Origin of the sequence: Bacteriovorax sp. PP10 (assembly GCF_035013165.1) — a bacterium.
GTDB classification, from domain to species: Bacteria; Bdellovibrionota; Bacteriovoracia; order Bacteriovoracales; family Bacteriovoracaceae; genus Bacteriovorax; species Bacteriovorax antarcticus.
This window is the reverse complement of record NZ_JAYGJQ010000001.1, coordinates 1,214,776-1,237,785: the sequence shown is the minus strand read 5'-3', so window position 1 is coordinate 1,237,785 and position 23,010 is coordinate 1,214,776. Positions and strand designations below refer to the sequence as shown.

At 38.0% G+C, this 23,010-nt stretch carries 29 protein-coding genes; 12 read left to right on the top strand and 17 right to left on the bottom strand.

What is annotated here, in order from left to right; all coding sequences use genetic code 11:
- Window positions 1–207 precede the first annotated feature (207 nt).
- From SHI21_RS06040 to SHI21_RS06025, 4 genes are all read left to right on the top strand, one after another.
- Window positions 208–981: a DUF4423 domain-containing protein gene (locus SHI21_RS06040; protein WP_323575378.1), complete on the top strand. Its 774-nt coding sequence runs from the start codon at window positions 208–210 to the stop codon at window positions 979–981.
- Entirely contained in the window at window positions 978–1,622 is a 645-nt protein-coding gene (locus SHI21_RS06035; RefSeq protein ID WP_323575377.1) for an ImmA/IrrE family metallo-endopeptidase, read from the top strand. The genes SHI21_RS06040 and SHI21_RS06035 overlap by 4 nt, the downstream gene beginning before the upstream one ends.
- A 114-nt stretch (window positions 1,623–1,736) precedes the next feature.
- A complete protein-coding gene (locus SHI21_RS06030; protein ID WP_323575376.1) occupies window positions 1,737–2,180 on the top strand; it encodes a type 2 periplasmic-binding domain-containing protein in 444 nt (147 codons plus the stop codon).
- A 3-nt stretch (window positions 2,181–2,183) separates the two neighbouring features.
- Window positions 2,184–4,211, top strand: coding sequence for an ATP-binding protein (locus SHI21_RS06025; protein ID WP_323575375.1), 2,028 nt, complete (start codon window positions 2,184–2,186; stop codon window positions 4,209–4,211).
- Between the two features lie 3 nt (window positions 4,212–4,214).
- Here the strand turns inward: SHI21_RS06025 and SHI21_RS06020 are convergent, their stop codons facing one another.
- The 12 genes from SHI21_RS06020 to SHI21_RS05965 form a co-directional block, all read right to left on the bottom strand.
- The gene (locus SHI21_RS06020) at window positions 4,215–7,889 is read right to left on the bottom strand and encodes an ABC transporter transmembrane domain-containing protein (protein WP_323575374.1); all 3,675 of its coding nucleotides are present in this window, start codon (window positions 7,887–7,889) and stop codon (window positions 4,215–4,217) included.
- Window positions 7,890–7,930: 41 nt separating this feature from the next.
- A complete protein-coding gene (locus tag SHI21_RS06015) occupies window positions 7,931–8,485 on the bottom strand; it encodes a DUF3617 domain-containing protein (RefSeq protein WP_323575373.1) in 555 nt (184 codons plus the stop codon).
- Window positions 8,486–8,557: 72 nt separating this feature from the next.
- Complete coding sequence (locus SHI21_RS06010) at window positions 8,558–9,340, bottom strand: murein L,D-transpeptidase catalytic domain-containing protein (protein ID WP_323575372.1); 783 nt, start codon at window positions 9,338–9,340, stop codon at window positions 8,558–8,560.
- Between the two features lie 102 nt (window positions 9,341–9,442).
- The gene (locus SHI21_RS06005) at window positions 9,443–9,955 is read right to left on the bottom strand and encodes a hypothetical protein (protein WP_323575371.1); all 513 of its coding nucleotides are present in this window, start codon (window positions 9,953–9,955) and stop codon (window positions 9,443–9,445) included.
- Between the two features lie 23 nt (window positions 9,956–9,978).
- Window positions 9,979–10,587, bottom strand: a complete 609-nt coding sequence (locus SHI21_RS06000) for a hemerythrin domain-containing protein (protein ID WP_323575370.1) — start codon at window positions 10,585–10,587, stop codon at window positions 9,979–9,981.
- A 132-nt stretch (window positions 10,588–10,719) separates the two neighbouring features.
- Window positions 10,720–11,577, bottom strand: a complete 858-nt coding sequence (locus tag SHI21_RS05995) for a YihY/virulence factor BrkB family protein (protein ID WP_323575369.1) — start codon at window positions 11,575–11,577, stop codon at window positions 10,720–10,722.
- A gap of 132 nt (window positions 11,578–11,709) precedes the next feature.
- Window positions 11,710–11,850: a hypothetical protein gene (locus tag SHI21_RS05990; RefSeq protein ID WP_323575368.1), complete on the bottom strand. Its 141-nt coding sequence runs from the start codon at window positions 11,848–11,850 to the stop codon at window positions 11,710–11,712.
- Between the two features lie 18 nt (window positions 11,851–11,868).
- Complete coding sequence (locus SHI21_RS05985) at window positions 11,869–12,402, bottom strand: general stress protein (RefSeq protein WP_323575367.1); 534 nt, start codon at window positions 12,400–12,402, stop codon at window positions 11,869–11,871.
- A 27-nt stretch (window positions 12,403–12,429) separates the two neighbouring features.
- A complete protein-coding gene (locus SHI21_RS05980) occupies window positions 12,430–12,789 on the bottom strand; it encodes a BON domain-containing protein (protein WP_323575366.1) in 360 nt (119 codons plus the stop codon).
- 179 nt (window positions 12,790–12,968) lie between these two features.
- Entirely contained in the window at window positions 12,969–13,592 is a 624-nt protein-coding gene (locus SHI21_RS05975) for an outer membrane beta-barrel protein (protein WP_323575365.1), read from the bottom strand.
- A 31-nt stretch (window positions 13,593–13,623) separates the two neighbouring features.
- Window positions 13,624–13,896: a hypothetical protein gene (locus SHI21_RS05970; RefSeq protein ID WP_323575364.1), complete on the bottom strand. Its 273-nt coding sequence runs from the start codon at window positions 13,894–13,896 to the stop codon at window positions 13,624–13,626.
- Between the two features lie 43 nt (window positions 13,897–13,939).
- The gene (locus SHI21_RS05965) at window positions 13,940–14,125 is read right to left on the bottom strand and encodes a hypothetical protein (protein WP_323575363.1); all 186 of its coding nucleotides are present in this window, start codon (window positions 14,123–14,125) and stop codon (window positions 13,940–13,942) included.
- Window positions 14,126–14,511: 386 nt separating this feature from the next.
- Here SHI21_RS05965 and SHI21_RS05960 point away from each other — a divergent pair, with 386 nt between their 5' ends.
- Both SHI21_RS05960 and SHI21_RS05955 read left to right on the top strand, forming a co-directional pair.
- Window positions 14,512–15,003 (top strand): CsbD family protein, encoded by a 492-nt coding sequence (locus SHI21_RS05960; protein ID WP_323575361.1) that lies wholly within the window; start codon window positions 14,512–14,514, stop codon window positions 15,001–15,003.
- A 71-nt stretch (window positions 15,004–15,074) separates the two neighbouring features.
- Window positions 15,075–15,596 (top strand): hypothetical protein, encoded by a 522-nt coding sequence (locus tag SHI21_RS05955; protein WP_323575360.1) that lies wholly within the window; start codon window positions 15,075–15,077, stop codon window positions 15,594–15,596.
- 48 nt (window positions 15,597–15,644) lie between these two features.
- On the opposite strand, the gene SHI21_RS05950 is transcribed toward SHI21_RS05955, so the two are convergent.
- Complete coding sequence (locus SHI21_RS05950; RefSeq protein ID WP_323575359.1) at window positions 15,645–15,917, bottom strand: hypothetical protein; 273 nt, start codon at window positions 15,915–15,917, stop codon at window positions 15,645–15,647.
- A gap of 273 nt (window positions 15,918–16,190) precedes the next feature.
- On the opposite strand from SHI21_RS05950, the gene SHI21_RS05945 reads away from it, so the two are divergent.
- The 4 genes from SHI21_RS05945 to SHI21_RS05930 all read left to right on the top strand — a co-directional run bounded on the left by SHI21_RS05945 (window position 16,191) and on the right by SHI21_RS05930 (window position 18,881).
- On the top strand, window positions 16,191–16,898 hold the full coding sequence (locus tag SHI21_RS05945; RefSeq protein WP_323575358.1) for a hypothetical protein: 708 nt from the start codon (window positions 16,191–16,193) through the stop codon (window positions 16,896–16,898).
- 113 nt (window positions 16,899–17,011) lie between these two features.
- Window positions 17,012–17,671 (top strand): hemerythrin domain-containing protein, encoded by a 660-nt coding sequence (locus tag SHI21_RS05940; RefSeq protein ID WP_323575357.1) that lies wholly within the window; start codon window positions 17,012–17,014, stop codon window positions 17,669–17,671.
- Between the two features lie 16 nt (window positions 17,672–17,687).
- On the top strand, window positions 17,688–18,728 hold the full coding sequence (locus SHI21_RS05935; protein ID WP_323575356.1) for a DUF748 domain-containing protein: 1,041 nt from the start codon (window positions 17,688–17,690) through the stop codon (window positions 18,726–18,728).
- A gap of 15 nt (window positions 18,729–18,743) precedes the next feature.
- Window positions 18,744–18,881 (top strand): hypothetical protein, encoded by a 138-nt coding sequence (locus SHI21_RS05930; RefSeq protein WP_323575355.1) that lies wholly within the window; start codon window positions 18,744–18,746, stop codon window positions 18,879–18,881.
- A 117-nt stretch (window positions 18,882–18,998) separates the two neighbouring features.
- Here SHI21_RS05930 and SHI21_RS05925 read toward each other — a convergent pair whose 3' ends face one another.
- Window positions 18,999–19,172, bottom strand: coding sequence for a hypothetical protein (locus tag SHI21_RS05925; RefSeq protein ID WP_323575354.1), 174 nt, complete (start codon window positions 19,170–19,172; stop codon window positions 18,999–19,001).
- A gap of 250 nt (window positions 19,173–19,422) precedes the next feature.
- Between SHI21_RS05925 and SHI21_RS05920 the strand changes: the two genes are divergently transcribed.
- Window positions 19,423–20,007 (top strand): hypothetical protein, encoded by a 585-nt coding sequence (locus SHI21_RS05920; RefSeq protein ID WP_323575352.1) that lies wholly within the window; start codon window positions 19,423–19,425, stop codon window positions 20,005–20,007.
- A 54-nt stretch (window positions 20,008–20,061) separates the two neighbouring features.
- Here the strand turns inward: SHI21_RS05920 and SHI21_RS05915 are convergent, their stop codons facing one another.
- The 3 genes from SHI21_RS05915 to SHI21_RS05905 form a co-directional block, all read right to left on the bottom strand.
- Window positions 20,062–20,343 carry an Hpt domain-containing protein gene (locus SHI21_RS05915; protein ID WP_323575351.1) on the bottom strand — a complete coding sequence of 94 codons (282 nt, stop codon included), beginning with the start codon at window positions 20,341–20,343 and terminating at the stop codon, window positions 20,062–20,064.
- Between the two features lie 197 nt (window positions 20,344–20,540).
- Complete coding sequence (locus SHI21_RS05910; protein WP_323575350.1) at window positions 20,541–20,879, bottom strand: CsbD family protein; 339 nt, start codon at window positions 20,877–20,879, stop codon at window positions 20,541–20,543.
- A gap of 168 nt (window positions 20,880–21,047) precedes the next feature.
- A complete protein-coding gene (locus tag SHI21_RS05905; protein ID WP_323575349.1) occupies window positions 21,048–22,451 on the bottom strand; it encodes a sigma-54-dependent transcriptional regulator in 1,404 nt (467 codons plus the stop codon).
- A 177-nt stretch (window positions 22,452–22,628) separates the two neighbouring features.
- Between SHI21_RS05905 and SHI21_RS05900 the strand changes: the two genes are divergently transcribed.
- Window positions 22,629–22,811: a DUF1328 domain-containing protein gene (locus tag SHI21_RS05900; RefSeq protein ID WP_323575348.1), complete on the top strand. Its 183-nt coding sequence runs from the start codon at window positions 22,629–22,631 to the stop codon at window positions 22,809–22,811.
- Window positions 22,812–23,010 lie beyond the last annotated feature (199 nt).

Genomic DNA, 23,010 nt, shown 5'->3' with positions numbered 1-23,010 from the left:
AGCCCACACCACCAAACTCCTTTAATTTAAAACACTTAAAGAGCTAAAACTCAATAAGTTTTAGATGTTTACGACCTGTACATTTTTTAAACAGGTCTATAGATATTTCATATTCACAACAAAAACTGAACCATTCCTTTATCATAAAAAGACTAATTACTAACATGAAGCAAGGCCCACACAGAAGGCCTTAATTGGTTTATCAACATGAAGATTATCAGCAAGATTAATTCTGAATTCGACCGTAGAAAAGCGATTAACCCACGTTACTCATTACGTGCGTACGCAAAATCACTGAACCTTGATGTTTCAGTTCTATCGCGTATCCTTGCTAATAAATCTCCTATTAGTCCAAAGATCCTTACAAAGATCGCAGTCCCACTTGCTATTACTCCTGAAGAATTTAGAAAAATTGAAGATGAAATTCTTCTAAGTAAAAAATCACGCAGAGCTGCTCCTCACGCAGAAACTTCTGCCATTCAACAGCTACAAGCTGAAGAATTTAAGATCATTCAAGACTGGTATAACTACGTTATCCTCGAGCTGACAAACATCAAGGATTTCGAGCCAAGTGCAGAATGGATTTCAAAAAAATTATCAATCAGTGAAGCGGAAGCTCAACTGGCCCTTGAAAGACTGGTAAAACTAAACCTTCTTGTTCAGACTGATGACGGGCAATTTACGGCCTCTGGAAGTTTCACTAGTGGTATCCAGGAAAACTTCACAACTGTTGCCATGAGAATGAGACAAAAACAGGTTCTTCAAAGAGCAAGTGATGCTATTGACCTGGTTGAATTCTCAGAAAGAGATCAAAGTGCCGTGACTATTGCTATGGATACTGCACTTATTCCTGAAGTGAAGGATAAAATTAAAAAATTCCGTCGCTCACTGGCCAACTATATCTTCAAGAAGAGTAAAAACAAAAACCGTGTTTACGAAATATCAATTTCACTTTTCCCATGGGACAACGAGGAATTATGAAAAAACTAGCAATCCTACTTTTAAGCCAAATGTTATGTTTTCAAGCCTTCGCCTGGAGAGAGTCTAATGGTGGAAACGGTATTGAAGCTGAAGCAAAGGCCATAGCTTCTCAGATCGTAAAAGATTTGTGGCGAGTCCCTGTTCTACGAAAATATTATATAGCATCAGAATACAATATCGTTCAGCAACAAGGTCTACGTCTAAAGACCGATCAAGAGATCGGTGCTTATACAGTATCTGATTCTAAGGGCGGAGTGAATATGATTTTTGTTAATTCAGCTGAAGATCAATGGCCTAAACTTAGTTTTGCACAAAAGAGATACTTACTTCTTCACGAACTAACTCACGTCATGTTTTTCAAAGACAGCCAGTATGATTTTTCTCAGATCGCTCTCGATAAGATGGAAAAGTACGACAAGCTTGTAGCAAAATATCCTGATAGTGAGTACCCAATTGAGACGGAAATTGTAAATTCAGTTAACAGCTGCAAATTAACAACTTTCGTGACAACTTACCTGCTAATTGGGGATTTGCAATATGTAATGGAGACAACAAACAAAACTATTCAACAATTAATTCTTGAAAGTAGCTGTGACAGCATAAAAAATTATGCCCCATTAAAAGCACAAATGACTTTTTAACGCTTTAAATTAACTCAATTCAGACTATCGCAGGGCAAAAGAGAAACACTTTTGTCCTGTTTTACACTCTCATTGTTCATTGCCCTTTGCGGGCTCCATTGATATAACTAAGATGTGAAATTTCCATTTGTTAAAACTCTTATCTTAATGCTAGCTCTGTTGCTGTTACCAATTAGTGTAATGGCCGCTTCAGATATTGTGGTGATTGTTAACGAAAAAAATCCAGTAACATCACTTAAAGTTAGTGAACTAGAAGACTTCTTCATGAAAAGAAACAGGATATGGCCTAACGGAGATGCTGTACGCTTTTTTGATCACCGTGATGAAAATGAAAATAGAAAAATTTTCTTAAAGAAGTTCGTTAAAAAAACTTCCAGAGAAGTTGAGCTCTACTGGATTGGTGAAAAAATTTACACCGGTAACATTGCTCCCATACAAATCACTTCAGACTCTATGATGACTTCAATGGTTTCACGCTTCCCGGGTGGAATCGGATATGTATCCAGTAAGTATAAGCTTCCTAAAAACGTAAAGAGCATAGAGATTAAAAAGGACTAGCAGTTGATTCAAGAGACTTTTGAACAAAAATCTTCGATCGTAAAGAGGCTGCGTACAGTTATGCTTTCGATCATTATTTTTATTCTTTTATGTTTCCTGACGATTTACATCTCTAACTTCAACCAGCTTCAGGATATTCAAAGCCTAAGTACGGCCAACAATCTTTTAAGCCTTAACACTCAGGCGATTGAAAGCTTAAATTCAACCGAACAAAACATGAACGTCATCTTTGTCAGAAAAGATGTCAGCGAACTTCGTTATAAATTTGAAGAGAATTTAAAAGTAACCAAAAGACTTTTATTTGACAGCGTTTTGCAATCTAAAGAAGACCAGACACTGACAAATTATTTAAACAGCGCGATCCATGCCCTGGATGAACTGGAAATCAGTCACGAGATTATTTTCAACAAACTAAAGAACATTCACCAGATCACTAATCAAAAGCAAATTGAAGAATTAAATGCTGATCTCTTGGTTGCCAGTCAATACCTGATGGATGGCAAAGAGATTCTTAGAAAAATCCAAATTCATATCAATAAGCAAAATGAAGGCATCTTCACTTCAATTTATAAAAATAGATACCGCCCTCTCTTAATTGCGATTGGACTGTGTATTCTCTTTTTAACTTTTGTTATCACTATCGGTTGGGCGATGGCGAGAAATGCAACTAAATCAATTTTAAACCTTTTATCTGCCACTGAAAGAATCAGCAAGGGAGATATCGATTACCAGGCACCTATATTAGAGCAAGATGAAATCGGTCGCGTGACATTTGCTTTTAACCGCATGGTCACCACTCTTCATGCTAACCAGGAACAGTTAAACCTGGCGATGGACAGAACCAATCGTCTGCAAAGTATTACAGAGTCTTTTTCTGAAGCCCTTACTCCTGATCAGGTTTTTGAAGTTGTTTTTAAGCAGGCCTTCGAAGCAATGGAAGCTGCAAAAGGATCAATCGTTTTACTCTCAGAAGATAAAACTCACCTGGAATTAAAAAGATTAGTGGGATTCCCTGAATCTGTTTTCAAGAAATGGCAACGCTTCCCTCTTTCAACTGATATCCCGGTAGCAGAAGCGGTAAGAACCGGTGAACCGATGTTTCTTTCCAGCGAAAAACTGACCAAGTACACTCAACTTGAAGCTGATGACCGCGAAGAAAAAAATTACGCTATCGCTTATCTTCCTTTAATTATCGAAGGAAAATCACTTGGTGCTCTGACTTTTAGTTTTCCCATTAACAAAAGTTTTGACCGCCCTCTAAGAGAGTTTATGATCGCTCTGGCACGTCAGTGTGCTCAGGCCATTCACCGCTCTCAACTTTATGATGATGCCCAAAAGGCCATTGAAGTACGTGACGAATTCTTATCAATTGCTTCACATGAATTAAGAACTCCGCTGACTCCATTAAAAATGCAAATCCAAAGTGTGGCCCGTCAGATTAAAAATGATCAGGGATCAACTCTGACTCCTGAGCGCTTAATTAAAATGGTTGAAACATCTGACCGCCAGATCAGCAGACTATCAGTTTTAATCGATGACCTTTTGGACGTCACTCGTATTTCTTCTGGGAAGCTTTCACTTAATAAAGAATTCTTCAGCATGAAAGAGATGATCATTGATGTTGTCGGACAATACGCTCACCAGTTCAAACACACCCAATCAGTAGTTGAAGTTATCATTGAAGATGACATGCTGGGATTTTGGGACAAGGTTCGTATCGAGCAGGTTATTATCAATCTTCTAACAAATGCCGCGAAATACGCTCCTAAGCAGCCCATCCTTACGAAAGTAACTACTCATGGAGACATGATTAAAGTTCAGGTAACAGATAAAGGTCCGGGGATCGCTGAAGACAATCACGAAAGAATCTTCAAACGTTTTGAGCGCGTAAGTGACAAACAAAATATTGGTGGATTAGGCCTTGGCCTTTACATCTGTAAGCAGATTGTTGAAGCTCACCGTGGAAAAATTTATGTTGAAAGTACTCCAGGTAAAGGTGCTACATTTACCGTAGAACTTCCTAAGGAATAACTGTTACTCTACAATTTCAACTTCTAATCCAAACTCATTAGCAGAGGCCATAATAAATTCTTTTGATGGCCCTTTGAAAGATTCAAGTCTTCCATCATTCATCACCATTAAATAATCTAAATCGACAACCGTTCCTAAACGGTGAGCAATAACTAAAACCGTTTTCTCTTTTAACTCACGTCTTAGGACTCTTTGGATCTTAGCATCTGAGACAACATCTACGCTTGCTGTGGCCTCATCAAGCATAATAATTTTAGCATCTAATAGTAAGGCCCTCGCCAGACAAAAAAGCTGTCGTTGCCCTTGGGAAAGATTCGCTCCTCCATCACTGATAGGAGATAATAACTTAAGTGGAAAACTCATTACGAGTTCTTCCATTCCAGTTTCCTTTAAAACCTTCCAGACCTGTTCATCACTTTTTCGTGAATAAGGATCGAGATTACTTCTTAATGTTCCAATAAATAATGTCGGGTCCTGAGGAATGATGGCAAGTCTTGATCTCAGAGTTTCTAAATCAATGCTGGCAATATCTACGCCATCAATTTCAATTGTCCCCTGATTGATATTGATAAAACGATAGAGCATTTGAAACAATGTTGTTTTTCCTGCACCAGTTCTTCCAACGATTCCCACCTGAGCACGTCCAGGAATATCCACACTGAGCCCTTTTACAACTTCAGGGAGACTGTCATCATAGCGAGCATGCACTCCACTAAAACGAATGTGTCCATGACTAGGCCAGTTGGCATCAACGAGTGTTCTTTCTTCCGTAATAAAAAGTTTTTCAGCTGGAATTTGAGTCATGAATCTGATTCTTTCAATCGAAGTCATGCGCGATTCTAAATCTGAAAGAATACGAATTCCCCAGTTAAGCGCTCCCCAAAATGACATTGAGTAAAGAACAACCAGACCTGCAGTTGCCGCAGTTAAATGCCCTGAGGCCACACTGTAAATCAAACAAAGCGCAGTTGTTCCGGAAATGAATCCACCAATCAGTGGAATCCTGATTGAAAACCAACGATTTAATAAAAAGTTATTCACTGAAGCTTTCTGACTGCGCTCCAGATAAGTAAAAAATTGCTCTCTAAACCATGCTTCTTTTTTATAAGCACGAATCACAGGAAGACCACCTAATGTTTCTTTAAAATGAGCGTAACGAGGCGAGCGCGCAATAGAATCCATACGCTTCGCCTCTCTGGCCGATGATCTATAAGCTAATTGAATCTTCCAATAAATAATACCCACTGGAATGATCGCTATCAAAACTAATGGGACTGAAATAATAATTAAACTAAGCGAAACAATAATCTGAAACAATGACTGCACAGCTGCTTCAAAACTCCACTGCAACTGTATGTCTACTGATTCTAGGTCACGTGAAAAACGCTGAAGTAATCTTCCCACCGGAGTCGTATCAAAAAATCTCACAGGAGCTTTTAAGATAGATGCAAGCATTTTATCATGTAGCTCCACTCCCGCTTTAATCCCTCTTTGCAACCAAAAGATCTGACTGCTTAATTGAACGGCTAAACTTAGCACAGCAATAATCCCGTAAATCATGACTCCTTGAAGAGAAGTGATCTGTGTCGGATGACCTGAAAACCAGCTTAACCACCATTGATTGAACAACGGAAAAACTGAAATACTTAAAACTCCAAGAATTAAAAGTCCGATAATTAATTTTTGATTCTTCCCTTCTCCGCCCAGAGCTTTTACATAATCCCAGTAAAGAGAACCTTTCACGGCGCCTTCTTCTCTGTCTTCATCACTCATCAAACGCGATTCTGGTTTCGCATTCTCTCCGGCCAGCTTATCAAGCCCCATTGAATTTTGCTCAAGGGCCTGCACTTCAAGATGGTGAGAATAAAAATGCTTAAAAGCAGGAGAACTCACTATAAGCTCAGATAAACTTCCGTCCCCGGCAATTTTCCCATTCTCTAGAAATAAAATTCTGTCGAACTTTTCCAGTGCTTCTAATCGGTGAGTCGCTATCACAACTGTTTTATTTTCCCAGGCCTGTTTAATTAAATTATCAACTAAAAATTTTTCCGTGTGAACATCGACTGCTGAAAGTGGATCATCTAGTAATACCACTTGTGGATCCTGCAAATAACATCTCCCAAGAGACACTCTTTGTTTTTGCCCACCACTAAGGTTTACCCCTTTTTCACCAATTTCCGTATGCAATCCACCTGGCAAATGAGTCACATCTCTTTCCATCGCAATGACAAAAAGAGCTTCTTTAATTTGATCGCTTGAAAGCTCTTTCCCCATTTTCAGGTTTTCAAGAACAGTGGCATTCATGATGTAACTTTCCTGGCTCACATAACCCACGTTATCGCTTGCAAGAAATACACTTCCTTCTTTCGGTTTAATTTCCTGAAGCATCAACTGAAGCAGTGTTGTCTTTCCAGACCCAACTTCTCCCACGATTGCGACAGTAGCTCCACGTTTGATGTTAAAATTTAAATCGTGAAGCTTAAAACTTCCATTTGAACTTTCATAATTCACATGATTAAAAATTAAATCAGATCCATTCATCACAGCTTCATCACTAATCGTACGTGCTTCAACTGTTTCTGCTTTTAAAAAATCAATAATTCTTCTGGCAGAAACCCATGCATTGATGATTCTCGACAAGACTCCTGGAAGATGCCCAATGGGCTCTTGGAGCAATCCAAAAAGTGAAACACAAGTAAGGACCAGTGCCGGAGTTAAAGTCTCTCCACGAAGTACATGCACCCACAGGGCCACAAATAACACCAGCGTTGAGATCGCCATGAAACTTAAACCTGAGAGCATTTCAGCTTTCGCTAAACTTCTTCTCACTTTCACTTCTTCTTTGCGGACGATGGCCACCTGATTGGAAATTTCTTGTTCCCAAACAAAATACTTAACCAGTCTCATCGACTGCAGCACTTGCCCCATTAAACTCACACGCTGATCTCTTTTTTTCATCATCTCATCTTCAAGATGAATAAAGTTTTTTGCGATTTTGCGGGTAACAGGAGTCAAAAGAGCAAGAATTCCGACAGCAATTAGTGCTGTCCATCCTAAGTAATGAAATAACATCGAAACAGAACCGATAGTCAGCAATGAGGCCCAGCCAAGATCCCCAATCAACATCGGAAGATCAGCAATTCCTTCACTGTCTGAACTCATGTGATTAACAACATCACCAACATTTACACTTTGTCTGGATTTCTGTGAAAGTTTTAAGGCCTGTTCGAAAATTAAACGATTAAGCCTGGCGATGATTCGAGTGTTGGCCCTTAGTGTTCCATAGAAGTTATGCTGGTATCCAATACCTGTCACAATACCGATTAACCCGATACCGATGGCAATAGGGAGAATGGTCGAATAACCTTCCGTTCCTGCTGAGAGTTTCGTTAGTCTGGTAATGAATTGATTGATTAGTAGTGGGCTCACTAAACTCGCGGCCACACCTAATAAATAGAATGACCACGCTCTGAAGACTAATTTCTTTTGTTCAAGAACTACGGCCTTTAAGAATTTTTTTTGTGAACTTAAATCAATGGGAGCTGCTGTTGCAGTTCTTTCAATTTTCACTTCCGGTGGAATTTCCAACAGGTCGTCGAAAGTCAGGATTTTTTCCTGCCCCTTTTTCACCAATGGAGAAACGTTAAAAAAAAAGAAGTTTTTGATACTAGCTAGCATGAGTGAAGAAAAGACTACAAAACTAGCTAGCTATTGTCATATTATTTTTTGGTTGTGATTGGTTTAATTTCACCGCAATTAGCAGATAACCACTTACCTTTTTGATTCATGTCCATGCGGTCAGTTTTTTGCTTTACTGTCGTATGAATCACAGACTTTCCGGTATAAGCTGTTGGACTTGTTAAAGTAAACTCTCCTTCTCCAGACGTTTCCGTTAATCCCTTACAATCAAATTTCATTTTTATTGTTTTTGCTGTGCGGTTAACAACTTCTTGTGTGCAGTTTTGATTTTGCCCCTGAGGAATTTCTAAATTCTCTGCCTGCTCTTTCGAAATACATACTTTCACACTATTAACCTGTTGGTTTATTCCTAAACCTTGTTTTGCCATCACTTCTTCCATCATCTTGCGTTGATCAGGCGACATCTTGGCCATTTTAGTTTTCAAGTCCGCCATTGCTTGTTCAATCTTTCCACTTTCACTTTTAATGGTGAAACTATGCTCCCATAAACCAGGTCTCATACCACTGGGAGCAGCAAAAGCAGAAACACCGAATGCTAAAGGAATGATGATTGAAAGGATGGTTGATAATTTCATAGAGAACCCCGCTAAAAATATTTTAAACAGCACTTATTAATCTACTGAAAATATTTTTAGCGGGCAATGAGTTTAAAGACTAAAATTTCCATTACAAGTTGAGGCCGCCCAATTCTTCTCACGCTCTCCGTAAATGAAGACCACGGAACCATTCGTTTCAACACCGTTGTCAGGATTATAATTTCCTTCCAGTAAATTGATGACGTGATCAATATAATCTTTGCTGATCATGGGACATCCGGCCGATAAAAGATGTGCTGATGACTTAGTCACCATTAAGTGCTTATGGACCACGACAGCTCTCTGGCAGGCGTTATCATTAATTCCTTCCTCAAGTCCATGCAACACCATACTTCGACCAAATTTTCCTTCATACTCAACTCCACTGACGAAAAATCCGCTGGAAGGTGCATTAGATCCTAACTCATTACTGAAGTACTTCGCCCACTTCACAGAATTTTTATTCTGTGAAAGATGAGTGTTAATCATTGAAGCATTATATCTTCCATGAGCAACTGCCATTTTTGAAATCGCCCCCGTCTCGCGGTCGATCAAAAACATTCTTCTGTCATCGCTTGAAACAGTATAGTCAATCAATGCAAATACTCTTTTTTTATCGAGTGTAATGTCCGACGATCCTGAACATCTGTCTTGAGTTCCACCATAAGATATTTTTTTCTGGAATACTGTGCTCTCATGCTTTTCAAAAAAACATTGGATATGACTTAAAGCTTTTGTGTTGATATTTTCTGCTTTCGCGCGCTTCTCGATTTCTTTCCATGAAAGATAATCTGCTTTTATTTGAGTAGAGATTAATAGAGTCAGAATTAAAGTCGCAATGTTTTTATTTATCATGATGGTATCCTCGTTCCTCTAGTTTACCTGAGAGGAACGATCTAAATGTCGGGCCGGAGTTTTATTCCCAAGCCCGACACTAGAGATCGGATATCTTTCACGCTAAGGAACTGTTCTGGTTCCCTGACGGTCAGTCCTGATATTTCTCATACAGTCGCTGTAACCAGCTTCGCCTTGATCATAAGTCTTACCTTCGTACGTTTTACAACTCATTCCTTTGGAAGAAGTCTTCGTTGTTCCAGTTGTTTGTGCTGATCTAGCGCCATTACCACTGTTATTAAGTTGGTCATCTGGTGTTCTTGAACCTGACACGACAGGTTCGAGCGCACTTCCGACTTCGGCCGTATTTCGTGGAGATGTTCTTTTTATGTCTGTTGCTCTTGCCGATCGACTCTTGATCGCCTTCATTGATGAAGTTGTTGGCGACACTCTATTATTGCCACTTCTCACATCCGGAACCGAGCTGTTCACATTCGATTTCAAATCAGGAGTTGAATTCACATTTGAAAGTTGAGGAGACCCATTCATTGCCGGTGCCATCCCTGAGGCCAAACCTTCTGCATAAACATTGTTTGCCAGAAAAAAGGCCAGTAATAAAAATCGATATCTCTTCATAAATAACTCTCTTATTAAATAATTTAACGATGAGCTGCCGGGGTCACATGCTTTTGAACTTTTGCAATAAAGTTTCCTGAAATGCGATGACCTAATTTTCTAATACCGGAAACTTCTTTTTGAAGTTTTGGGTAATCACGAAGGTCTTTCACTGTAAAACTTCTAAGCTTCATAAATTGAAATCCCATTTCATTTAAAATCGTTTTATCCAGGTCTCTCTTCATCTTTGGAAATGTTTTTTCTTCTTCCTCTTTAAGATGATGCTCAACCAATTCTGCCAGGACTTTTAGTTCGACTTCAAGTTCATCAGACAATGTTCTAAGTCCTGTTAATTTAGGAATCAACATTTTAACTTTTGCATCGGTAATCCCATGCTCAACTTGTCCTTCCAGAATTTCCATTTTTAAATCTTTCACTTTCAGGCATGGAGCATAGACTGCTTTTTTTTCAGCTTCAGAATGTTTGTGAAGGGCATCCAAAAAAGTTTTAGCATATTTAAGTTTTACCTTTTTATCTTCATCGTCATTTTTAAGATATTTAATACATTCTTTCAGGTATCGATGATCCATTAACAATACATCTACAATATTAAACTTATTATTTTGCATAATTTCATCCATCTGTACTGTCACGTAAAACCTCCATGGTAAACATTATCTGTCACCTACTAAAGAGCAAACTTGAAGCCAAGATTATAAGGGACACAACTATTTGGAATGTTCATTTCTGAGACGATGAATGGTCAACTTTCCCCAACCTGACAACTAGGCCTCTTCCTGATTCTCCTGGGGATTGAGATAAAGAAATCCTTCCACACTTAAAAACATCGTGAAGGATGAATAATAGGCCCACACTAAAAACACCAGCAGAGTTCCTGCGGCCCCATAAACTGAACTCAATGCTACATTTTTGAAATAGAGGCCCATGAGTATTTTACCGAAGATAAAAGCAACGGAAGTAAATACGGCCATCTTTATGGCCGATACAAGTTTGGGAGTTCTCGTTGGAGCAAAATAATAAACAGCACTGAACATCATCATGTTAATAATAAAACTCAGCACATTCGCTATGACTTGTCCCAAAATCCCTTCTTCCATATCTGTGCCGGCGACATATTTCACGATATTTGAAATGAATAAAGAAAGAAAAAATAAAACGGCAGTTAAAATAACAATTAACATCGAGAAAGCTCTTTCCTTCACAACCGCTGTAAAACTCCTCGAGACATTAGGATCGTAATAGCCATAGATAGTATCCAGAGAAAATCTGAGCTGAATAAACACGATGGAAGCCGTAAAAAGTAGTGTCACTCCCCCTACTATTCCGGAAATTGAAGCGAGATTAATTCCCTCATTCGCATTGCTGAAAATCATTTCGGTAATTCGACCGACCTCCGGGCCTAATACAAAATAAGTTTGGCTGATAAGCTCTGTCTGCAGTCGATTCCCCAACAAGGCCCCGACCTGCAATAGAATAAGTAAAAAAGGAGCAATCGCTAAAGCAGCATAATAAGAAATTGCTGAAGAATGAAAAAAGATATTATGTTTTAAAATAAGAAAAATAAAATCTCTTATTTTATAAAATAATAATTTTGAATGTGCATGAATCGAAGCAATGGTCATAGCGAATCTCGCTCAAAAAGGCCAAATGAAAATTGGCCTCATGGTATTCGCATTTTTTAATTCTGTGCGCCCCATGAGACCAATTGATATTCTAAGAAATTAAAAGAACGCTTACTTGTCCTAGATATTTACTTATTTACCTTTAAAGAAGAACAACCATGCTAAAACGCAAACGAACCCTGGAACTCCAAGGACGTACATTAAAATAGGTACACCAACTCTTCCGTTAACATTATCAATTAGTGTATTCACTTGCTTCTTAACTGCTTTCATCTCTATCCCCTGTTTTGTTTAAGCTTCTGTCGACGATGCAATATCGTGTGCCCCAGTTACTTCTAATAATTGTTTTGCACTCTTAATTGAATCACTCGTGTCACAGTGAACAGAAAGTAAAATACCTCCATCTTTCACTGATCCTTCATATCTTTTTGCTTCGTACTCTGGAATTCCCAGACCGACTAAAGCTCCACTCACGCCACCAACAGTTCCTGCTACACCGGCACCTGCAATCGCGGCCATAATAGGTCCTGCTGCAACAAGAGGTCCGATCCCAGGGATTGCTAAAGCTCCCATACCAGCAAGCCATCCAAGAGTCCCACCAACAACAACACCTGTACTCGCACCAGCTGCGGCACCTTCAGGAGCTTTCGTATGTTTTTCATGAGCAAACTCACGAGTGCTATCTTTGTCCGGCATTAACACTGAAATATCAGTCATTCTGAAACCAGAAGTTTTCAGACGCTCAACTGCTCTTTCTGTAGAATTTCTTGTATCGAAGATCCCAAATACTGAAACATTTTTTGCATCTCTACTCATCGTTTTCATAATTCCTCCATAAATTAAATTAGATCATTATTTCGTGACGCTAATTTGATTATATATTCTATGTTTTGGGGCAGTCGTATAAGCATGCTTTAAGATAATTTCTCTCTCAGCAGCAGTCTTAACAGCACCCTTCAACGTCACACCATTATTGGCGACAATGACTTTTACATTTTTGGCCTTTGTAGAAAGAGCATCGTCATTCATAAGTTCACGACGAATTCTTTTTACCGTGTCCAGGTCAGCGGGCTTATTTGATTGATCCCCTACTGTCATGTTGTCTTCAATTTGTGAAGCAACTCTTGGGTTTGGGCTTGCGTCTTGTTTTGCTACGACAACACCTGCAGAAACAGTAGCAATAACAGCAACAGTTAATAATAGTGATTTCATTTGCTTCTCCTACGATTGTTTTAATGACTATAAAAATAAGTCTTTCTCATCTTTTATAGAGCAAAGTGGATGCCATCTTTTGACTAAAGAACACAATTTTTTCGTGAATTTGTTTGATCAAAAGGCTTTTATATAAAACCTCAGGCCTATGATGACCTGAGGCTTAAATTAGCATCTCATTAAATGGCAATCGGGAATGATACGGAAAGTACCATTGCTTCGTTGGTCAATTCAATGTCACCGCGATTTGAGTTCGGAGTGAAAACTCCGACTTCTTCAATCACAGTGTTATCGTATTTAATTTTTTGGTATTCGATGTTGAGACTAACCAAAGCTAATTTCACACCGGCACCAATTCTATAACCTTGTCCACTTTTGAATTCTTCTTTAACGTTTTGTGACTTATCCACATCTACGCCACCAGCAACAATCCATCCCCCCCAAACTCTTAGACCAAATGGAGTTGGCATTTGCATACCTACTACCGGGCCTACGTTCCAAGCTTTTGCATCAGCATCTTGGTTAATTTTATTATCTTTAAATTTTGGAATTGAATAACGGCCATCGACTGCTAAGAAGATAGTATTATAAACGTGTCCACCAAATCTCGCCCCAACACCAAAACCATCTAGTTCTGTATCAGCACTATTGATTGGAGAAGGAAAATTGACATCCCCACGTCCTCTTTCCCATGTAATCATAGGTTCAACGAATAATCCACCTGCGTTGTCGGTGCTGTCTTGTGCATATGAAAGCCCAGAAAAGGCCATCATCATTGAAGACAATAAAATAATTTTTTTCACGGTAAATCCTCCTTAATGTATGTATTGCAGACTAATCAACTGCGTCTTCTACTTTATCGCCAACATTTTGGGCCCCATGCTTAATTTTTTGTCCCATACATTTCATTTTACCGTTTACCATTTCGCAAGTTTCGTCTTTAACTTTTCTTGCACCTTTTTTCATTGCTCTTTTTGTGTCTTTTCCTGCTTCTGTTACTTTTTCTTTAATTGTGTCGTCTGCTGCATGAGCAAAGTTCACTGTAAAAGATCCCACTAGGGCCGTTGTTACAAGTGCTGTGAAAAGCATTCTAAAATTTGTTTGCATAATTTCTCCTTAGAAATTGCGTTGGTAAAAAAAGTTTTACTACTTAATGTAGATCTTTATGTCTTTTGCGTTCAATCTCAGCACTTCCTATAAAGCTCATGAGTGCAAAAATGAAGAAAACTGAAAGGATCATTTCACCTAATTCAGAAGACACACCTGCAATTCCAAAAGCACCAAATAACATGGCAACTAAACCTAAAAGAAAAAATGTGATAGCTGCTTGTAACATGTAAGAACTCCTTTCTAACTTTGGTTGATGAGACAGATTTCAACTCAAACTAGACATAGCAGTTTGTATGCCAAAAATTTAAAGCTTAATTTTCCCTTAATTAAATAGCTTTTCTAAAGCTGTGGGTACTTTTTGTACTTTTTGTTGAACTAAAATACCCCTGTGGAAATTTGCCTTATGGTTTTTAAAAAATATGTATATAAGGATACAATTCAAATAAAAGCTGACGTACCACATTGCCCATTTTCGTTTCCTATTGCCCCAGCATTTTCCTATTTCAACTAAAGTCATTCTTCAACTCACTAAAATTATGAGCACTTTTTTCTGGCACAAAGTTTGGAGTATAAAGAACGAGATTAAAGTTTTCGAATTTTTAAGGAGAGAAAATGAACACACAAATCGTAGAAGGATCATTGAAAGATCTTAAAGGATCCCTAAAGCAAACATGGTCAAAATTAACTGATGACGATCTTACTTACCTAGATGGTGGTGTTGATCAAGTTGTTGGAAAAATCCAAAAGGCCTATGGCTTCACTAAAGAAAGAGCGGCTGAAGAGTTCGATAAATTCAAAACTCAAAATAAGAGATACTTTCGCGATGAGCGCGATTCGTTTAATAATACCAAGGAGAAAGTCATGGCCACAGCATCACAACTAAATGGACAATACGATGTAAATAAAATTAAAAATAAAGCTTCACATATGATTGAAGAAGATATCATTGAACCTTCAAGAGAATATCTTGAAAGAGCTCGCGATATGAGTGCTCAATTTGTAGATAGAACTTCTGGAGTTATTAAAGAAAACCCAGGTTACGCTATCCTTGGGGCTGCGACAGTAGGATTCCTTGCAGGAGCTTACTTTTTCCGTCGTAGATAATTCTCATAAAATTATAAAAAATTATTAAGTGGGCCTATTTATGTAGGCCCACTTTAATATTGGAGGTTCTGATGAAGTGGTTACTCTTAATTTTTTCCATCTTTAAACCATTTTTTGGTTCTTCAAGTGAGCACCAAATGGTCAATCCAATTGCAGAATTCAAAGAGATGATTAAAGAAAACGCCATGAAAGTTGTTGGTGTTTTTGCTGCTGCATCTGCGCTGGCTACCCTGTTTGCTGCGGGACTTGTTATTATCGCAGTTGATGTTGGAGCACAGTACGATCAGAATGCTTACGTCTATTTCTCTTCAATGATTATGATGGGAATCACTTTAAGTGTACTCAGTCTCATTATTGCTTTTGGTGCTGCCAAAATTATTTCAAATGAAAATACAAAACCAGCTCCACGCGAAGTTTTACAATCAGTAGGAACATCGCACCCTCTTCAAGATGCTCTTGCCTTACTCATTCATGATTTTGTAAAAGAAAGAGAAATGAAGCGGGCCCAAGCAGAAGAGTATGCAGCGGAAAGATCTCAAAGAGCAGCTACTGATGAAAGATATCATCCATCTGAAGAATCTACTCATCACTAATAACTAAAAAAATTAGACAAAAAAAGGGAACTTTAAAGTTCCCTTTTTTTAATTCCTAATGAAACGAGATTTAATCAATTCGCCTCTAGTGGTCGCTTGAATTCCTACCCAGTGCCTAATGATTCCATAACCAGTTGCCATATCAGTCATTAATCTATCGTAATCTTTTTTGATTACTAGAAGCTGACGGCGAAGAGCATCTTCATCATGCTTCATATCTTGATATTCAACATTAGTTCTATCTTTTGCATGAACTTCATTAACCATTTGAAGCACTTTCTTTTGACGGGAATTTTTTACTGCTGATTTTTTAACTGCCATAACTTCTCTCCAATATTTTTAAATGCCATCATCGGCCCTCTGGTTTAAGTAGCAATTCCGATGCCTTTAAATGACGCTAATTACCTGCCTAAAATGGGTCAGACGCGACACTGTAAAAACCAATTTGCTACGTCCTTGAGTAATTTTTCCCCTTGTGCGACCAGTAAAAACTTACTTAAGTGATTAAAATATCGTTTTGGTTAAATTTGGCATGCTAGATGCAATGTAATTAACAAGAGATCATGAGATCGAATTCAAACACTGAGGTTTAATATGTTAAGCAACCAACAAATTCAAAATAATTGGCCAACGATTAAATCGCAAGTATTAAGCAAATGGAACAAACTTTCAGAAGCTGAAGTTCAAAGAACTCATGGTGAAGCACAATCACTGGGAAAATTAGTACATTCAAAATACGGAAACCACGAAGAATTCGATAAAACTTACGATAAAATTTGTAACACAATTCATTCTTCAAGAAACCCAATAACTAATACTTCTACTTATGGTGAAAAGAAATTTTCATCAACTCAAGCAGACGGTGTTCCTGATTTCGAAAACAGATCAAGAACAGCACCTTCAGCTGAAGCTGGCATGTCTGAGCACGATACTGTATCGTCATCATATGATGATACATTTCATGCAGGATCTCCAGAGCGTAGAGCGAATGCAAGTTATGCCAAAGTTGAGCATACTGATGAGTTTAATCGTGAAGCCGATGATGAGCTATCTCATTACACTGCTGGTTCGCGCACATCAGAACTTGATAGCGATGAAACTGCAGAATTTAACAAACTAGATAATAAAGAATCAAATACGCATTTTTCTGCACCGGATGAATTCTACCCTTCTCAAGATCCGAGCCCTAGCCGCGAGGATATCACTTTAGGAAGAAACACTTCTTCTGCAACCAAAATATCTACAGCGAAAGCTGCACCTATCTCATCCGAAGCATCAAATGATGCAAAAAAGAAGATATAGCGATTTAGTTATATCTTGTTGAAGCTCTGTCAGAAATGGCAGAGCTTTAATTATTTAAGCCTACACTATTTTTCAATCAGATCTATATATATAAAAAACGAGAGGACATTCAAATGACAAATATCAGTGAAGAAATTGCCGTAGATAATAGCTTCAACATTATTGATATTTTACTTATTGACCACGCTTATCTAAAAGAATGTATTGCCGTTTTAACTAACGACTACGCTAACAAAAATGAAAAGATATTTTATGCCAGAACATTTCTCGATACCTTAAAAAAGCACTCAGAATCTGAAGAAAAAACAGTTTATGAATCTCTAAGTGAGATGGATGAACTACGCATGTTAATTCTCGAAGGAGAAGCAGAACATGGAATGGCAAAATTTAAATATGAAAAACTTATTCCTCGTCTTGCAAAAATGAAAGTATTAGATGATGTCACAGAAGCTGAAATAAAAGTTTTAGCTGAATTGGTCGAACATCATATTGATGATGAAGAAACAGAGCTTTTCCCAAAAATGCGCTACAACCTGGACCAGGGAATTCTCAATGAGATTGGCTTCCAATTCATGATCCTTCGTCAGTTCACGCCCCAAGACTTAAAAGACTACCCTGAACTTCAGGGCCAACTCTATCAACAAAATTTCACAGAACCTAAAAGATCGCGCAAAAATATTTATCAGTGGTCTGGAAACTTCGTAAGAAAAGTTAATCGCTATATCAGTTCTTTGGTGGCACAAGCACCATCATTGAAAAATCATATTCACTAGCTGACTAGAGAACGTAATGAATTCGATCTATAAAAAAAAGAAAGTTCTTATTCCAGCTACATTTCTCGTCGTCCTTATCGCCTTTCGTATGCTTCTACCAATGATCCTTCTTCACCAGGCCAATAAATACTTAAGCGAGTTTTCTCCTACCTATTACCTCCATATGGAAGATTTAGATCTGAGTATTATCCGCGGGGCCTACCGCTTCGAAGAAGTGACAGGTAAATTAAAAGGCGATGAGAAAACATTTTTATCCATTAAGTCAGTTGATGTATCAATTGCATGGAGAGAAGTCTTCAGAGGAAGAATTGTTACAGATATCGTCACTGATAAACTGGATTTTTTATTCTTAAAAGATATGAGTAAGCTTTCAAGTCCAAAAGAAGAAGCAAAGGATGTAAAAAATACTTTATTTCCCGTCTCGGTTGACTCCGTCGATCTTCGTCGTGCCCAGATTGTTTTTGAAGAGTATCCATCTTTGGATGAGACATCGAGATTAAAAATCGAAAATATAAACGGCCAGATTACCAATGTAACTCCCACTAAAAAGCACCAGGTTTCTGCTTTTAATCTAAGCGGCTCACTTCAAGGCTCTGCACCTACCCACTTTATCGGTGAACTCAATATGTTTAAAAAACCACTACGCTGGGATGTCGATGTTGAAATGAAAAATTTTGATCTCTCAAAATTAAATCCGGTACTCATTAGGAAACTTCCTTTAACTTTTACGAAGGGAAAACTGGACCTCTACGCTGAAGCTCAAAACGATGACAAGGGGATCAAGGGCTATATCAAGCCTTTCATTACAGATATTGATGTCATCGCTAATAAAGAGCATTTTAAGGGAGTAAAACATTTTGGGATTGAAATCCTCACGGCCTTAGGAAATTTAATCCTGCGTGATTCAAAGAATAAAACAGTGGCGACTTATGTGGATTTTACTTACAACGGCACGTTTAACGTCAATACCGGACAGGGAATTTCGAAGGCAATTGAAAATGGTTTTAGTAAAAAAATTCCAGCTGGACTGGAAAATAAATATCAACTTGGTAAATAATAATCTGGAGTCTTTATGAAATGTTTAATTTTGGTAATACCTGTTTTGACAATTCTTTCAGCATGTAGCCGTCCTGAAACTCCGCCCCCGACTACGCCAGTGCAACCACCGACAGTTGAAACGACGACAACTCCACCTGCTGAGCAAAAATAATTTATTAGATACAATTCAGGGGTTTTAATAAACCTCTGAATACAATGTAAGATTACGATCTTTGATAGAATCTTTGGATCATAAAAATGGGACGTTGCTTATTTTTGAATCAAAAAATTAAAACTTCTTTTCAATCAAATGAGTTCCCAAGATTTCTCTCAAGAAAACTTCCACTGAAACTTTTTTTCTAATTCTGCGCGAATCTTTCTCAGACTTCGACATCTTAGTTCCAATAAGTTTTTTTTCTTTTTTAAGTAGGCCATTTCCCAGCATGAATGAAATACATTTCATAATTACTCCTTAAACTTTGTTTAGCAATTGTTAGGCCATAATTACTCACGTCTGGGGCATGAGCAAAGTTATTAAAATCATATAACCGAGTACAGAATTCCTTACTGTTTTGAGGCATTATTCCATCTCGCTACAGAATTAATGACCTAAAAGACTAATTCCAGGCCCATAAAAGTTGGAACGAGTTTTGCTCTATATGCCTTGATATCTTCAAACATGAAGTATGAATTTTTTTAACTGAGGAGTTTTCATGAAGCTAAAAGGAATTGCCATTGCGGCACTACTATCGTTAACAGCAGTTGCTTGCTCATCACACAAGACTGAAGAGAAGACAGCAAAAGCTGAGGAGCCTACTAAGACGTCTGTGGCCGTGCAGGAAGTCGCTGACAACAATGGTGCCTACTATGCCGTCCTGAAATTCGATAAGGGCACACAGCGCTTAAGCGAGGCCAGCAAGAAGGACTTAAGAGACTTCGTTGCCAGTGCTCAAAGAGAAGGAAGAAAAATTGATGAAATCAAAATTCTTGCATGGGCAGATAGAGAGTATCCTTCAACGGGTGTCAGACTTACTGACCGCGACGTAAAAATTGCAACCCAACGATCGAAGTCGATTGAGAAATATTTAAAAGATGATCTTAATACAAGTGGAGATTACGAAACTTACAATATGGCAAAACGTCCAAACAAGGTAAGTGAATTCTTCAAAGGTGATGATTATAAAACAAAAAGAATTTTTGAAAGAACAGGAGCAGCTCCGGCCGGAACTGATATGCAAGCTTTCATGAATAGCAAAGCTTCAAAAGCATTAATTATGGTTGATTACAAAGATGAATAATCTTTGAAGCACAATAATGACAAAAAAAAGGGTGATCAGCGATCACCCTTTTTTTTATTCTTCGTTCACTAATTTTAAATTCTCTTCTATGCTCGCATCCAAAGATGCCACCATCTCTTTCAACTTTGCCATATCTTTTTCTTTTGCAGCAAGTTCCATTTGAACACCGATACTGCTGATAAGTGGAAAACCAAACGTCTCTCCGTGCCCTTTTAATCGATGGCCAATCATCAGCGCAAGCTCAAAACTATCTTCCACAAGACTTTGTTTTAATTGTACGACTTCTGTTTGTCTTCTCGTTAGATAAACGAGCTTCTGATCTTTTAAGATTTCCATACCTAAGAAGTTACACCTGTTTTTTGGCTTATCCAACATGGAATTACTAAAATCGTCTTGAGGAAAAATTAAAAAGCCACCCCGAAATCGGGGCGGCTTGAAGGAAGTAAATTGGAAACTGTCTATCTGATGTTTATAAGAAACTTAATCATTATTTAAATTTCAACACCATAAATAACTTCGCTCTTTTTACTGCATTACAGTTTTTGCTTTGCACTTTCGCTGGCCTCGGCTACAGCATTTTTTGCTTTTTCGGCCGTCGATGCTACACCTTGTTTTACGTCAGCCCATGCATTACCAAAGTAATCATTTAACTTCGTTTGAACAGACTCCTTCGACTCTCCATAACGTTGTTGAATAATACCCGTAAGAGCGGTCATATCGCCTTTAGCTTTCTCTAGATCATCATCTGTGAGTTTCCCCCACATCTTTTGAATTTCGCCTTTAGCTTCCTTCCATTTACCTTTTAATGTGTCTTCATTTAATACGTAATTACTTTTTGTGCTTGATGCATTATCTAGATCTTTAAAAGTCATAAATCCCTCTCACATTTTCCAATGAAGTAGTTCATTGAATCTAATAGGTATAGAGCATAAATGATGCCAATAATTACAGACGTAAATCTATCAAGTTATAGGATTGAAAAATAAAAAAGGGGTATAAATACCCCTTTTCTAAAGACTAATAATGTCAATTTTTTCTGATTAATTTAGTTCGTAAGATTCAATTTCTTTTAACTTTCTGTATAAAGTTTTGCGGTCAATATCGAGCTCTTTTGCCGTCTGTTCTTTTGCAAAATTATTCTTTTTGAAAATAAACTCAATATATTTTTTGCATACATCTTCCAGTGTCATAAGAGAATTAATTGCAAACAGAGCATTGCTTGCACCTGCTTCTGATTTTGCCTCTCCTAAACCATGATCTTGTGATGGAAGATCATCCGGTTCAATGTATTCAGATGTTGCAAGAACAACTGCACGTTCAATCGCATTTTCCAGCTCACGAACGTTACCTTGCCATGGGTGATTTTCTAATTTCTTAATCGCTTCTTTTGTAAATCCTTTCAGAGTTACATTGTTCATGATGCTGAACTTTTTTAAGAAGTATTCAGACAGAGGAAGAATATCTTCTTTTCTATCTCTTAGTGGTGGCATGTAAATAGGAATAACATTCAGACGGAAATATAAATCTTCTCTGAATTTTCCTGCTTCAACTTCTTTCTTTAAATTCTTGTGAGTCGCACAGATGATACGAGCAGTGATATCTCTAGAAGTGTTTTCACCAATACGTTTAATCTTTCTTTCCTGTAAAACACGCAGAAGTTTTGCCTGCAATGGAAGTGCTAAATCACCAATCTCATCTAAGAAAAGTGTCCCTTCATTGGCCTCTTCAAAAAGACCAATCTTACTTCCCATTGCTCCCGTAAAGGCCCCTTTGGCATAACCAAAAAGTTCCGATTCAAGTAGGTTTTCAGGAATAGCAGAACAGTTAATAGCGATGAATGGTTTATTTTTTCTCTCACCAAGTTCATGAACTGCACGGGCCACAACTTCCTTACCAGATCCAGATTCACCGGAAATAATAATATTCGCCTGGCTTGAAGAAACTCTTTTAGCGAGCTCCATTGCTTGTTTAAATCCTGGGCTTCTCCCAATGACACCTTTTAATCCAAGGAAATCCTGCTCAGTAAATAAACTCTTTAGTGTCGAGTTTTCTGTCTGAACTTGATTTAAAAATAGTGCACGTTGAACTGAAATTAACAATTGAGGAAAGTGTAATGGCTTCAATACGAAGTCATAAGCACCAGCTTCAATTGCTTCCAGTGAAACTTCTAAACTACCTTCAGCTGTCATAAGAATAATTGGCAAAACAATATTCAGCTTTCTTATTCTCTTAATGAAATCTACACCAGACATAACCGGCAGTTTAAAATCTGAAAGAACGACATCTGCATTTACTTTATTGTTCTCGATATCATCGAGAGCTTCACGAGCATCTGCATACGTTAAAACGTTGTATCCTCTTTGCTTAAAAAACGAGCAAAGCAGGTCTAATAAATCCGGATCATCGTCAATAATCATTAGCGTTGAAAGTTTTTTTGGTTTCATGGGGTATTTTTTCCGTGTGGGGTTTTTATGACCGTTTCTGAAGACAGTGTGGCATATTTCCCACACACTCGTCAACCCCCCAACATAACTTACCGTTTTCGTGTATTGCAAAATGTGGCACGAGTCCTGCTCTAGATAAGCTCAAGAGACTTACTAACCTCTCATCAGGAGATCACTATGTTACGCGCCGCAATCACTTTCTTCGTTCTGGGGCTTGTTGCCATGCTATTTGGAGCTTACGGAATCGCCGGAGTTTCAATTGAGTTAGGTAAAGTTCTACTAATGGTATTCATTGTCCTAGCAATTTTAAGCTTCGTTGTAGGCTTAATTAGAGGAAACGGCTCAAACCGAATCCCATAGCTCTCTGACAAAAAATTAATGAAATAGTCTTAATGGCCTTTCAAACCTGCAAAACTTGAAAGGCCATTATTACGAAAAGAGAATCTAAAACGTTTACGACTTTTATAAACATTCAGATTGGTAAGAATTTACCACCGAAGAAAAAAGAAGTGGTCGGATTAAGATGATCAACAAATTCATTCACTACTATCTCCATTCA

What these genes read in the sequence shown, in the direction of transcription:
- SHI21_RS05960 (WP_323575361.1), top strand. Translation starts at nt 14,512, where the DNA reads ATGAACACACAAATCGTAGAAGGATCATTGAAAGATCTTAAAGGATCC.
- SHI21_RS06015 (WP_323575373.1), bottom strand. Translation starts at nt 8,485, where the DNA reads ATGAAATTATCAACCATCCTTTCAATCATCATTCCTTTAGCATTCGGT.
- SHI21_RS05900 (WP_323575348.1), top strand. Translation starts at nt 22,629, where the DNA reads ATGTTACGCGCCGCAATCACTTTCTTCGTTCTGGGGCTTGTTGCCATG.
- SHI21_RS05925 (WP_323575354.1), bottom strand. Translation starts at nt 19,172, where the DNA reads ATGAAATGTATTTCATTCATGCTGGGAAATGGCCTACTTAAAAAAGAA.
- SHI21_RS06040 (WP_323575378.1), top strand. Translation starts at nt 208, where the DNA reads ATGAAGATTATCAGCAAGATTAATTCTGAATTCGACCGTAGAAAAGCG.
- SHI21_RS05915 (WP_323575351.1), bottom strand. Translation starts at nt 20,343, where the DNA reads ATGGAAATCTTAAAAGATCAGAAGCTCGTTTATCTAACGAGAAGACAA.
- SHI21_RS05910 (WP_323575350.1), bottom strand. Translation starts at nt 20,879, where the DNA reads ATGACTTTTAAAGATCTAGATAATGCATCAAGCACAAAAAGTAATTAC.
- SHI21_RS05955 (WP_323575360.1), top strand. Translation starts at nt 15,075, where the DNA reads ATGAAGTGGTTACTCTTAATTTTTTCCATCTTTAAACCATTTTTTGGT.
- SHI21_RS05990 (WP_323575368.1), bottom strand. Translation starts at nt 11,850, where the DNA reads ATGAAAGCAGTTAAGAAGCAAGTGAATACACTAATTGATAATGTTAAC.
- SHI21_RS06010 (WP_323575372.1), bottom strand. Translation starts at nt 9,340, where the DNA reads ATGATAAATAAAAACATTGCGACTTTAATTCTGACTCTATTAATCTCT.
- SHI21_RS05905 (WP_323575349.1), bottom strand. Translation starts at nt 22,451, where the DNA reads ATGAAACCAAAAAAACTTTCAACGCTAATGATTATTGACGATGATCCG.
- SHI21_RS05920 (WP_323575352.1), top strand. Translation starts at nt 19,423, where the DNA reads ATGAAGCTAAAAGGAATTGCCATTGCGGCACTACTATCGTTAACAGCA.
- SHI21_RS06005 (WP_323575371.1), bottom strand. Translation starts at nt 9,955, where the DNA reads ATGAAGAGATATCGATTTTTATTACTGGCCTTTTTTCTGGCAAACAAT.
- SHI21_RS05970 (WP_323575364.1), bottom strand. Translation starts at nt 13,896, where the DNA reads ATGCAAACAAATTTTAGAATGCTTTTCACAGCACTTGTAACAACGGCC.
- SHI21_RS05995 (WP_323575369.1), bottom strand. Translation starts at nt 11,577, where the DNA reads ATGACCATTGCTTCGATTCATGCACATTCAAAATTATTATTTTATAAA.
- SHI21_RS05965 (WP_323575363.1), bottom strand. Translation starts at nt 14,125, where the DNA reads ATGTTACAAGCAGCTATCACATTTTTTCTTTTAGGTTTAGTTGCCATG.
- SHI21_RS05950 (WP_323575359.1), bottom strand. Translation starts at nt 15,917, where the DNA reads ATGGCAGTTAAAAAATCAGCAGTAAAAAATTCCCGTCAAAAGAAAGTG.
- SHI21_RS05940 (WP_323575357.1), top strand. Translation starts at nt 17,012, where the DNA reads ATGACAAATATCAGTGAAGAAATTGCCGTAGATAATAGCTTCAACATT.
- SHI21_RS05935 (WP_323575356.1), top strand. Translation starts at nt 17,688, where the DNA reads ATGAATTCGATCTATAAAAAAAAGAAAGTTCTTATTCCAGCTACATTT.
- SHI21_RS05980 (WP_323575366.1), bottom strand. Translation starts at nt 12,789, where the DNA reads ATGAAATCACTATTATTAACTGTTGCTGTTATTGCTACTGTTTCTGCA.
- SHI21_RS05945 (WP_323575358.1), top strand. Translation starts at nt 16,191, where the DNA reads ATGTTAAGCAACCAACAAATTCAAAATAATTGGCCAACGATTAAATCG.
- SHI21_RS06035 (WP_323575377.1), top strand. Translation starts at nt 978, where the DNA reads ATGAAAAAACTAGCAATCCTACTTTTAAGCCAAATGTTATGTTTTCAA.
- SHI21_RS05930 (WP_323575355.1), top strand. Translation starts at nt 18,744, where the DNA reads ATGAAATGTTTAATTTTGGTAATACCTGTTTTGACAATTCTTTCAGCA.
- SHI21_RS06020 (WP_323575374.1), bottom strand. Translation starts at nt 7,889, where the DNA reads ATGCTAGCTAGTATCAAAAACTTCTTTTTTTTTAACGTTTCTCCATTG.
- SHI21_RS05985 (WP_323575367.1), bottom strand. Translation starts at nt 12,402, where the DNA reads ATGAAAACGATGAGTAGAGATGCAAAAAATGTTTCAGTATTTGGGATC.